General features: G+C 50.5%; 7 protein-coding genes. All 7 read right to left on the bottom strand.

The window, feature by feature from the left end:
• Positions 1-21: 21 nt before the first annotated feature.
• The 7 genes from BLS75_RS16385 to BLS75_RS16360 all read right to left on the bottom strand — a co-directional run bounded on the left by BLS75_RS16385 (position 22) and on the right by BLS75_RS16360 (position 12,034).
• Positions 22-1,275: a glycosyltransferase family 4 protein gene (locus BLS75_RS16385; RefSeq protein ID WP_072451289.1), complete on the bottom strand. Its 1,254-nt coding sequence runs from the start codon at positions 1,273-1,275 to the stop codon at positions 22-24.
• Complete coding sequence (locus tag BLS75_RS16380; RefSeq protein ID WP_143031431.1) at positions 1,272-2,513, bottom strand: glycosyltransferase; 1,242 nt, start codon at positions 2,511-2,513, stop codon at positions 1,272-1,274. Before BLS75_RS16380 ends, BLS75_RS16385 begins: the two co-directional genes overlap by 4 nt.
• Complete coding sequence (gene asnB / locus BLS75_RS16375) at positions 2,503-4,428, bottom strand: asparagine synthase (glutamine-hydrolyzing) (RefSeq protein ID WP_072451287.1); 1,926 nt, start codon at positions 4,426-4,428, stop codon at positions 2,503-2,505. Before asnB ends, BLS75_RS16380 begins: the two co-directional genes overlap by 11 nt.
• Positions 4,429-4,608: 180 nt before the next feature.
• Positions 4,609-7,233: an NHL repeat-containing protein gene (locus tag BLS75_RS32110; protein WP_143031430.1), complete on the bottom strand. Its 2,625-nt coding sequence runs from the start codon at positions 7,231-7,233 to the stop codon at positions 4,609-4,611.
• Positions 7,233-8,597, bottom strand: a complete 1,365-nt coding sequence (locus tag BLS75_RS16370) for a glycosyltransferase (RefSeq protein WP_072451286.1) — start codon at positions 8,595-8,597, stop codon at positions 7,233-7,235. The genes BLS75_RS32110 and BLS75_RS16370 overlap by 1 nt, the downstream gene beginning before the upstream one ends.
• 6 nt (positions 8,598-8,603) lie before the next feature.
• Positions 8,604-10,346, bottom strand: coding sequence for a class I SAM-dependent methyltransferase (locus BLS75_RS16365; protein WP_176876749.1), 1,743 nt, complete (start codon positions 10,344-10,346; stop codon positions 8,604-8,606).
• Positions 10,343-12,034, bottom strand: coding sequence for an ABC transporter ATP-binding protein (locus BLS75_RS16360; protein WP_158267412.1), 1,692 nt, complete (start codon positions 12,032-12,034; stop codon positions 10,343-10,345). The genes BLS75_RS16365 and BLS75_RS16360 overlap by 4 nt, the downstream gene beginning before the upstream one ends.
• Positions 12,035-12,093 lie beyond the last annotated feature (59 nt).

Below are 12,093 nucleotides of genomic sequence, written 5' to 3'. Positions count from 1 at the left end.
TTCTGCTCTCAGGCACTACTACTATTTCTGCCTGGTCCTCGGAGTTGAGTTTTCGTTGGCCACCTTGCTTAGTAGCTTTTCCATCGCCAGGCGTCCTCTTATGGCGTCGAAGTTTTTCTGAATGTACTGCGCTCCGTTGCTGCCCATTCGCTCCCTTAGCGCCTGGTCTTTCATCAGAGTTGCCAGTACCGAGGCTAATTGACGGCTATTGTTCGGTGGAAAGTTCACCCCTGCATCAGCGGCGCTGATGATCGCTGCGGCCTCTCCTTCTACACCGCACAAGACCGGTTTTCCACAGGCCATGTAATCCAGCAACTTGGTAGGGATAGCTCCCTTGAACAGGGATATGTCCTGCAACGTAACCAAACACACATCTGCCGAATTTATGAACCCCCGGGCCAAGCTTTTGGATACCGGTGCCAGTAGCTGCACATTATCAATCTGCAACTGGGCGATGCGACGTTCTATATGAGCCCGCTTCATACCATCGCCGATCAGGAGAAAAAGTAGTTTCTCATCCTTGGAGTGAGCTGCGGCATCGATGATCACGTCCAGGTTGTTGGCTTCTCCCAAAGCGCCGAAGTACAGCACGATCTTGCGCCCCTCCCAACCTTGTTCTTGGCGCACAGCCTGGCCGGCCTTGGCGTCGGGGAAGAGCATCTGGGTATCAATGCCGCAGGTGATAACCTCCAGTTTCTTCGCAGGCCAGCCACGTGCCTGGATGTCATCGTGAATACCCTGGGTCAGGGTCACAATCCGTGCAGCCTTGTCGTATAGCAGGCGTTCCATCCAGTACATGATGCCGATCAGTTGCCGGTTGCTCAGGATACCCATCTGTATCGCTGACTCCGGCCACAAGTCACGAACCTCAAACACCATGGGGATCCGGCGTAACTTGCAGACCAGCCAGACGGATAACATCGGAAAAATCGGTGGCGAAGAAGCCAGTACTACATCAGGCCGAGAAACCTTCATCAATCCAATAGGGGCCGTCAAGGAGAAAGAAATGAAGCTGATCAGGCGTCCGAGGTAGCTGCGATGCAGCTCGGAGTAGGTATAAGTACGGATGATTTCAACGGCACCGTCCTGTTCCCGGCGGACTAGGCGCTTATACCAGGGTTGCATCGGTTGATCTCGTTGCATATACCCAGTTTCGCCAGACACTACTGTTACGTTGTGGCCTTGAGCTGCCAGGTGCTGGGTAAGTTCATATACCAGCGAATGCCCGGGTGAGGAGTGCCCTTGGTAGTATTGATAAACCACTGCCACTTTCATTTGAACATTCCATAAATCTGTTTGAGCTGCTGGCTCTCACGCTGCCAGCTCAGCTCCTCGCGGACTGCAGTAAGGCGTTCGCTCCAGCCCTGCAGGCGTTTCTCGTCGGCAAAGAAGTTTGTGATTGCCGAGGCAATTTGTTGGGGGCTGCCAAGGTTGGTAACGTGACCGATCTTATGGCCTTCTATCAGACGCCTCAGTTCAGGCAGGTCGCTGCCAAGAATCGGCAGGCCGGCCGCGATGAACTCGAACAGCTTGTTTGGTGTGCAGTAGTAGTTATTCAGACATATAGGCTGATAGGGAATTACTCCCGCATCGGCCGCTGCGGTGATTTCAAGCAAGCGGGCTTGCGGAACTGCAGGATGCAGATGCACTCGCGACTGCAACCCTCGGCGCGCTATCAGCCGCTGCAGGGAGGTGGTCAACTGCCCACCTCCCAGCAGTACCAGATGGATTGGCAAGGAACGCAGGAGTGCCATGGCTTCCACCAGTTCGGGCAAATTGCGTCCAGCGGAGAAACCTCCCTGGAACAACAGAATCTGGTGCTCCACTGGAACGCCGAAGCACTGGTGTAAATAAGCGGATTTTGGTTGTAGCGGGCCTATGCGTTCGGCGTTATGGATAACAGATACCTCGGCCAGTCCATAACGCTCCTGCAATTCATGGGCAATGGACGGGTTGACCGTAATGACCCGATCACAGGCATGTATATGCTTGCGCTCGATCTTTGCCCAGCTCAGTTGCTGGCCCCGGGAAAATTCCTGCTCGCAGTAGAGTTCATGACTGTCATACACCAAGCGGGCGCCAGACTCTTGCGCTAGTTGGCGTGCAACCGCAAGCATCGGCAGATCGTGAGCTACCACCACCTGAGCAGGATGTCGTGTCCCGTCAGCAAGAAACAGATTGAGATAAAAGCGTTCCTGATCAACGAGGAAGCGCCAGGCCAGCGACTTGAGGAAACGCATCAGCCGACCGTTCATGGGCAAATGCCGGCGTACTATCCGGTAGGCGTGCAATACCCTGTTTTCTCGGCGCGCTGCGGATTCTTGTTGCGCCCCTATGCGCACGACACGCGGGTCCTCTGTACCTGCAATATCATCCAGAGGCATGGCCAGTATTGTCACATGCCAGCCATCTTCTTCCAGGCTGTCCGCCTGCAGGAGAATGCGCCGATCGATCTGCCTATCGTTGCAAAGCATGAGGGCCCGCGGTTTAGGCTGCAGTTGTTCAGATTCCACTGGGTTTCATATCTCCATCGATGAAGATGCAATGCCACAGTTCGAGGCACAGAAGCCCCCAAACGACGCGGCCAAATTCACGCTCGTTGGACAGTGCTTGTTCCACTGCCGGGATGTGGTAAAGGCCTCTTTGACGGGCACGATCAGAGAGCAGGGTGTCACGAACGAAATCCCGTGCAACGCCTTTGGTCCATTGCGTCAAAGGTGTGGGGAAGCCCATTTTGTCTTTACGGTGAAAGATGTTAGGGGGCACCGCACTGCGTACGGACTCTTTGAAAAGGTGCTTCACCCGGCCGCCGGAGAACTTGATGTTGGGCGGGATGGTGGCGAGGAACTCCACGATGCGATGGTCCAACAGCGGTACTCTGGACTCGATGGAGTTCGCCATACTGGTCCGGTCTTCAACATGAAGGAGTGCCGGCAGAGACCCCTTTAGATCAAAATAGGTCATCTGGTTGACCAGCGAGTGCAATTCAGGGCGATTGAAGATTCGCTGGAACGAGTCGAATGATGAGTAGTTTGATGTGCCGCGCAAGGACTCCTGATTGAACAGCTGGCTCATTCCTTCGCTGCGATCAACCAGGCGGAAGTAACGCTCATCGGCGGGGCCAAACAGGCCATCTCGCCACAAGCTTTGCAACATGGGTTGATAAGTACCGAGCAGAGGCAGGTTGGGTACGATGGACTCAAGTGACACTGCATAGCGACGTTGGTGAGCTGTCTGATTAATTGCGCCAGACAAGCACTTCTCCAGGTAGGCGGCCATGTATCGTGCATAGCCAATGAACAGTTCATCACCACCTTGTCCGCCCATCACGACTTTCACATGATTGCTTGCCAGTTGAGAAACATAGTACTGGGGGATGGCCCCCGGGCCGGCCAGCGGCTCGTCCATGTAATACATCAGCTTGGGCAATATATCCGGCAACGTGTGACCAGAAATGTAGATCTCGTTGTAGTCTGTTCCTGCGAAGGACGAAACCTCCTTGGCGTAAGCGGTTTCATCAAATTGTGGTCCCTCGCTGAAGGCCCCGGTAAAGGTTTTCATCTGTTCGCCGCCGAGCATGCGTGATGCGAGGCAGACGATCGAACTGGAGTCCAGTCCACCCGAAAGGTGGGCTCCTAAAGGCAAGTCCGAGCGCATGTGCAGGCGAATAGAGTCGTCAAGTAAGCCTGAGAGAGTATCGATGAAGTAACGCTCATCATGCTCTTCATCGATGTTGTACTGCAGGTCCCAGTACTGATGGAGCTTGAGCTTGAGCGCAGAATCCTCATACCAGGCAGTCAAGCAATAGCCAGGTTCAAGCTTGTTGATTCCCTTGAAGAGGGTTTTCTCATCTAGGCAGAACTGAAAGGTCAGGTAGTCTTGCAGGCCTTCAGAGTTGGTTTGCGCTTGTACTGATTCATCGGCAAGGAGAGCCTTGATCTCCGACGCGAACATCAGGCGTTGCCCATCGAAACTGTAATAGAAGGGCTTGATGCCCAGCCGATCGCGTGCGCAGAACAACTTTTGTTCCGCCTTGTCCCAGATCGCTAAAGCAAACATTCCCTGCAATCGAGTCAGGCACCGCTCCCCCCACTCTCGATAGGCGTACAACAACACTTCAGTATCTGAATAGCTATGGATCGGATGTCCCTTGCTAATCAGTTCGCGGCGCAACTCTAAATAGTTGTAGATAGCGCCATTGAATACCAGGATATAGCGCCCGTCCTCGGTCACCATAGGTTGCTTGCCGTTTTCCGGGTCGATAATCGCTAGACGTACATGCCCAAGTCCGACCGGGCGCTGGTCATCAAGCCAAATGCCATCGTCGTCGGGGCCTCGGTGGCGAATTGCCGCCATCATTTTGGTTAACCTAGCCCGAAGTTCATTGGATGAGCCCGAGGTGCTCAGTTGACCTGTAATTCCACACATCAGTTTTTCACCGTGTTTCAAATATTGCCATGTCTATCTATTAACAGATAATTAGCTTGTTTCTCAGTTTCTGCTGATAAGCCCGATTAGTAGTTTTTTTCGGCAGGGCTTTTTAATGGTCGATACAAGCTTGATATGATTGTGGCGCATGAAGCTCATATTAAAAACCATATGAAAATCTTAGAGGCTGTTTTGGTAGAGAACTCCTTCAGTGATTTTTCCTGTACCCCAGGTAATGCTCAGGATATCTGCGTTCGGAAGAAAGTCTTGTGGAGCATACCCGCTGAAACGAGTATCCCATTTTTTTGCTCCTGTGATGGAGGACTCATCAGGCAAGCAATTTCCGCCTTGGATGTCCGTAAAACTGCAAGAAACTTTATACCCGAGGGTTGGATCCTTTATTTTCCAATTGTTATTCTCCTTTACCTCAACGATCGTATGGTTGGCCAAACCATTTCGTAGACCAAGAATCCGCCACTTACAGTTTTCTGTATAGCAGTTTTCATATACGTATCGAGCAGCAAAATGGCCGCAATGAAGAACATCATCTTTTTTCGGAGTATTGCCGTAGAAGGCTTTATTCGACTCCAATATACTTCTTGGGAAATGATGGGTTCCGTAGAATTTTTGCCCCTCGACGTCTAATGGTTCTATTTTTTCTGCTTTTCCTGACACAAGCTCGATGTTTCTGATCAGTAGCCTGTTTTGTGCTGCACCTTTTCCTAATGTTAAAGAAAATGTTGTAGGGCCATGGCTTTCAGGTAAGGGAATTATGCTATAGGGCGTGCCGAGTCTTGAGCTGAGATGCAGATTTTCGTCGTTTATTGTGTGGTTTATCGTGGCTGCAAAGCCTTTTTCGTTAGTAGACGTTATCTTCACCAAGTTTGGAACTTCGTTGCGATTTAACCAGAATATTTTAAGCTGTGCGGCTGTAGAGGGGGACGTGCTGGTTATGCAAAGCTCGGAGCCAGAGATATCTACTGCGGAAATATAGTGGCTGAGATCTCCAGGTTTTATTGTTTCTGGCTCATAGCCTTTGTAGTATTTTCCAGCACCGCAGGACTGTAGTTTTACGCTGGTCGTATCAGTCCAGTTCTTCTCTGAAATCAGGGATACCAAGGCCGCCTCCCCCAGGCTAACTTCATGATTGCTGTCCAAGCGTCTGAAAAAGCTCCATGCCATATCCTGAAGTTCATTTTTTGAACAGGATCTGCTGATGCTGCAGTAGCGCCAGAAGTTGTAGAAACTTTTTCCAGCAAAGCTTTTGAATGAAGAGTCTAATAAATCAGTGTTGTCTGCAGTCGCATATAGGCTGGCAACATCACTCACTGTAAGAGGGGCGCTGTTTCTTAATGAGTCTAATTTTTTAATGAAATCATGTTTTTTTGAGCTGATATCTTTCTGGTCAAGAAACTTGCCATTGCTGATGACTTTGTCGTTGACTAGCCAGTTGTCTTGGCTAGGTAGTTTAACTGGGATTAGAAGGTTGCTGGGCTTTTGCTCGGTGTAAAGAAGAGCTTGTGATGTCGAGGATGAAAATAGCAGTGTGTCATTATCTATTTTTTGGCTCTGCAGGAAGTCTAAGTTTGGTTTGATATTCCAGACGAGTTCGTTTGGTTCAGGGACTTTGTATGTAGTTAACGACCCGTCATGGTTATAGAGGCGACCAAAACCTAAGGTGGTACGTTTACCAAAAAAATACTGAGAGGGGGCGGCTGTATTTTGGTAGTTAGTCCAGTCGTTTCCAAATTTTTGGCTCTTGTATTTTTTGGATGACGCCCAACCTTGTTCTACTGGTGTGATAATTTCTTTGAGCTGGAGGTTGTGAAGGTTGTAGATATAGATGCTGGCACGCATTGATGAGGTGACTAGTATTTCGTCAAACTGATTTAATACTGCACTATATGGATAGCTAAAGTAATTAAGTCCTGGCCCCAGGCCACCAAAGGTTTGCAGCGGAGAGAGGGTGTTGGAGTCAAGCAGGCCGATCATTCCTGAATGAGCATCGGAAACGAGTAGCTTGCCCTCTCCGCTGTTAGTTATAGAGGTAGGCCAGAGGTACTCTCCATTCTGCATGTTCCACCCAGACTTGCCTTGGGAGAGGATGCTCTCGCCGGTATTTTTATTTAGTTTTTGGATATTCTTATTGGCAAGGCTTGTTGCGTATATGAAGTGCTCGTCCGCAGTGATGCCATGGGGTTTGCGTAACTCCGAAGTCCAGATTTTATTTCCATTCTTGTTGAAGGCTATAAGATTATCCGAGTCATGGTTGGCGGAGTAAATATTGCCAAAGCTATCCACGAAAATGTTTTTTGGACCTCTTCCAGAGTCGTCTTGAATAGAAGTCTCAACAGTGAACGTGCAGTCTTCAGGGCTTATATTGCCGGTCAATATGTTGTTGCCGGTTTGATTTGCGATATACAGAGTTTTGTTGGTAAAAAATAATCCTGTGGGAGTCCAGGTTTTTTTAATTGCTAAGTCTGATTGCCACTCCGGTTTTACTTCGCAGACGCTCTTTCTCGACTTGTTTAGCAGGATGATGTTTTTGTAGCTGGCAATCGCTATGGTGTCTTTGTCAATCTGGGCTGTTGAGAGCCAGTTATCCGGGGCCGTACTGCTTTCTTTGACATTGCTGTTATCGTATTTTGAGATTTTTACGTCTTTGGCAATTCCAGTGCCCTCAAAGTTCAGCATGGTCGAGGTTGTAGTTTTGTCTGTTGTATTGGATGACAATAGGCCGTAACTTAATACAATAGTTATTGTTATTGTGGAGGAGAATAAAAAAATCTTACTTGAAGTCTTCATTAAAAATTTGCGGCCGGAGTTGTTGGGCGGACTGCGTGATCTGTATTGGGTGAAATATGTTTTTCTAAAGTTTCGCTATAGATTTTTTTCTGGGTTTGCCATGTCAGCGTTACGCGATTTTCTTCTAGGTTTTTTTTCCAGGTTTTTAATGCGATGGCAGAAAATGCGATATCTATAGCCTCGGCAATTTGATGGGGGGTGTTCATTTTTCTGGTCATGCCGAAATCTTTTTTGCGGACGAAACGGTTAAGCTCGGGGGAGTCATTGGCCAAAATAGGAAGCCCAGCCTGAATAAACTCGAAAAGTTTGTTTGGAGTGCAATAATAGGAGTTCAGGTCAACATGTGGATACGGAATGATTCCTATGTCCGCAGAGGCACTATGTTGCAGAAGTTCACTTTGCGGTACAGCTTCCAAAAAGTAGATGCGTGAGCCCAGCAGTCCGAGTGACAGTGATTTTTTCTTAAGCAGCTCACCAAAACTTCCAAAGCCCATCATCACTAGATCTATATCTTTGGTTTTCACCAGGCTGATGGCAGCAATCAAGTTTTCGAGGTTTCTATATGGGGAAAAGCCGCCTTGAAATAGCAAAATTCGTCGTTTGGCTGAGATGTTGAGTTTTTCACGTAACAGGTCATAACGCACCTCGGGTTTGAACTCGGGAGGTGGATCGATTGCATTGAGGAGGGTGACCGGTGTGTCGATTTGATATCGCTGCGCCATTTCCTGAGCAATGGAATCATTGACTGCAAAAACCACATTTGCTTTTTTGATATGGCGCGCTTCTGATTCCGAGCAAATTTTACGCTGTGCTCGGGAAAAGGTTTTTTGCTCGGGATAAAGTTCGTGAGCATCATAAGCGAGTGGGACGTTCCACTTTGCCGCCAGTTCAGCACCTGCCTCTAGTGCTGGAAGGTCATGGACTTGAACTAGATCACTTGGGAACTCGAGCCCATGTTTGACGAAGGCTTGGCGAAAGGGTAGGGGGTCATGCAGCATACGGTTCTGGTAACGAAGTAAAAGAAGCGCCTTGTACAGGTTCCAGTTCAGATGACTAGCATATGTGAATAAGCGTTGAGATATTTTATGTACAAAGGCACGTCGATTTACTCTCCAATTTAGGAAGGTGTTTAGTTTGTACTGGCGTTTCATATATCCTTTGTAAGTTGGATTTTCTGGAACAATATGATCCAGACCTATACGAGTGAGCTGAATACCTTCAGCGGTCAGTTCGTGGGTAGTTTGCTTGTCAAACGATAAAGCAAGCAGGCGCACTGAGTGCTGCTGTAGTATCAATGTAACTGCTTGTGCAACGACCCGGCGATCCAGATGCTGATCGTGGCAAAGCATCAAAATACAAGCCATACGGTTTTAACTCCTAAATTTTCCAACCAAGCACTTCAGTGCTTTTCTGGTGGCAGCTCCTAGCCGATTTTCGAGATGTTGGCTTAGTTTTTTCAATTGCCCCTGGCAAGTATGAAGTTCACTTTGGAGTCTTTGTATTTCAGCTTCCAAGTTGGTTATCAGCTTGAAGGGGCGGATTTCAATCTGTTCTTGGTGAGCTTCAAGTGTTGTATTGCCAAGCTTTCGGTTTTCTGTCTCGGTCTTGCTTAAATGTTCATCGAATTGTGTTCGCACACACACACCAGGAGGCACTTCAGCCAAGTTTTTGATTTGTGCCAAGAGATGGTTTAGCTCTGTTGAATGAGATGAGTATTGCTCTTGGATTTGGCCGTCACTTTGATCCGCTCTGGCTAGAACCTGGCTTAGTACTGCTGCTGGCGTTGGGTTTACAGGGGGCATGGGCTGTTCCAAGGCAGCGGGATCCAGCCAGGTTGGCTTGGTGATCTGCACGAATAATGGCAGGCCCATATGTTCGAATTCGCAGTAAGCGCAATCTTCGTTGTCTGGTACTTGAGCCCAGACTACCTCCGGTCCATGGCCCAGTTTGATAGAGGCAAATGGCTCCTCTGGGGCGCAAGAGGCGAGTACTCCGTAGTAGCCCGAGGCAGGAGGGCGGGGAAGTGGAAGCACGGCACGCTCTTGTCCGTCCGACAAGACGCATCCGTTGAGCAGGATGCCGCAGGCGTCTTCCAACAGCAGGTGCAGTGGGCCGAGGCTGCCGGGCACTCTTCTTACTTCGAGTGCTGGTGTGGGCTCATAAAGCGGGAACTGCAAACGCCAGTGTCCTTCCGAAGACAGTACATGCTGGGCAACTTGGCTGTAGGGGTGCAAGTCAACTCCAGAGCGTTGGCGCTCGAAGTCGATGCATGTCGCGAGTTGGCTGTGATGACGTGCCTGGGTGACGCGCAGAGGGACGGGGGCGGAGATCTGGCGTTGGAAAACTACTAGCACTTCACTGTGGCTACGGCACATCCGGTAATCGCCCAGTGCTTTATAGAGATCTGCCCCTAGGGCTTCTGCAAACAGAGGAGGGAGTGCTGCTGGCACGATGGCCTGATGCCCTCTGCTGCCGCATACGGGGCAGATTGCGGCTTCCCAGCCAGACCACTCGTGAAGAGCCAAGCGCCGTAGGTGAGTTTCTGGAGGCAGCATTGCGCTCCATGGCTCTCCCGTTAATATTGTTGAACGAACTTGCCAACCCGGAGGCGTACGGCGATGGAGGTCGGCATGATCGTAGCTGCGTTGATGCCAGTTGACGTGATAGCAGTTGCCACACTCTGTACAGCGGGTCGTTGCATCCAGGAGCTCCTCGCGAAAGGGCACTGCGACCATGACGACTTTTCCGGCTACCCGGAATAGTTCGCTCCATGCAGCCTCTTCTTCGGCGTCAGGCATATGTTCCAGTGCATCAGTGCTCATGACCAGATCGAAGGCGCCGTCAGCAAATGGCAGGTGTCGTGCATCACCTTTTACGCCTTGCACAGCCAAGCGAGAGAGAGCTTCCTCACTGCTGTCGAGACCGACGATTGTGTCTACACCAAGACCTACCAGCTCCGAGGTCAGTTTGCCGTCACCGCACCCTACATCAAGGACAGAGCCGATGTCATTCGGCCAAAAATCTTGAATGGCTTTCAGCAGGTTGCGCTGTCCAGCCTGCATGGGCTGATCCCAAACCTGCGAGGAGCTGTAAAGTCGAATATCTTGGGTCAAGTAAGCAACTCCCATTGGGCGGGTTGGTTGACTACCCCAATCTGGACATGGATACCTGGGGGAGGTAATACCTTGAGAGCATGACAACGATCGTGAAGGTCGTACGACGCTGGCTCTATAGACGACGCAGGATTCAGCTCACGAAATATGGCGACTGAGACTAGGTAGTCGCCAGGGCCTAGCAGGAGTGGAGAGAAATCAACGCGGATGCCACCTTTGCCCTCAACACAGGCGAAACGCTGGCCGTTCATACTGGCGATCACTTGCATGACACAGATGCCGTCGGGCCGATAGATCGCCACCACCGGGACGGGGTCTTTCACTGCTTGGCTGGCTTCAAAGGCCATGACCGCAAATGCTGCTTCGCCGCTTATCAGAGTGTGTCGTCTTACACCCTCAGCATCAAAAAAGCCGAATCCATTTATGCGGATCTCACCGCTGCCGTACCTGTCGTCAGGCGCAAGCTCTTGCAGATCGGCAAGCAACTCAACGTTTTGGTCGTTGCCCAGCGCCTGATCACTGTGCAACGAAAAGCGCATGAGGTTCCATGAGGGGAACTGGTTCGCAGAGATTTCAGCTAGAGCGACATACTGGTTCTCTTTGGGGGAAAATTGCTCAAGCAGTATCGAGTGACTGGTACTGGCGCGAATATCCATCTTTACCCAGGCATCTTCTGGAACTGATGTGGGCCAGGAAATCTGTAAGGGGGCATGAATGTAACGCCCACCAAAGTTGCCGAATGCCCAGCATGGTTCAATCGGCTCCTGTTTTACCTGTCGCCAGTTCATCAAGGCTGGATCAACTATCAAGCGGGAATCGCCTGATTGCTGGGGCGTCATTTCTATGCGTCCGAGTACACCGCTTGCATTTCCATATTCCAGACTTCGAATCAGCAGAGGTTCAAGGGGAGGTGTGCCGTCTGCCCCGATCAGGCGGAGCAAAGTGGTCTGGCTACTCTCGCGGAGCAGGGCGCCAACCTGCCCTTTGGTCAATGACATGCTCTTGGCACGAACCCTCCGTTCTTCCTCTTCACGGATATTTGCCAAATAGGCTTTACTGACCGGCAAGAGCGGGCCGTCCTGCCGGATGCGTCCCCCTTCAAGCCAGACCCCCCGATCACAGAGCATTTGTACAGAGCTGATATCGTGAGAAACGAATAGGATGGTGGCTCCCTGGCCAGTCAGGGCTTTCATACGCTGGATGCATTTACCCAGGAAATAGGCATCCCCAGCGCCAAGGACTTCATCGATAATCAGTACTTCGGGAGTGATGGTCGTCGCCACGGCAAAAGCAAGTCGTGCATACATACCCGCGGAATATTCTTTGACTGGTCGGTGGAGAAAGCTATCGAGCTCGGTGAAGTCCGTAATCTCCTCGATGCATTCATCTACTCGTGAAGGCTGGATGCCTTGATAAGCGAGAGCTGACCTTATGTTTTCAATGCCGGTGAAGTCGGGATGGAAGCCGGTACCCAGAGTCATCAGCGCCTGTACCTTGCCACTCACCCGGATCTGTCCGCTATCAGCTCGCATCTGTCCGGAAACCAGTCGTAGCAATGTGCTTTTGCCGGCGCCGTTACGGCCAATAAGGGCCACCTTTTCGCCACGCGCTATGTCTAGGTTAATGTCCGATAGTGCTTGAAATACGTCATAGCGTTTTTTGGAAACAGGCCATCCCAACGCATCCAAGGCTCTCCAGCCAGGGTGTTGGAAGCGCCTAAAGCTCTTGTTTACGGCCTTGAGGGAGA

It is taken from the genome of Pseudomonas sp. NFPP12 (assembly GCF_900103205.1).
In the GTDB taxonomy this organism is placed as follows: Bacteria; Pseudomonadota; Gammaproteobacteria; order Pseudomonadales; family Pseudomonadaceae; genus Aquipseudomonas; species Aquipseudomonas protegens.
This window is presented reverse-complemented; position numbering and strand designations above follow the sequence as displayed.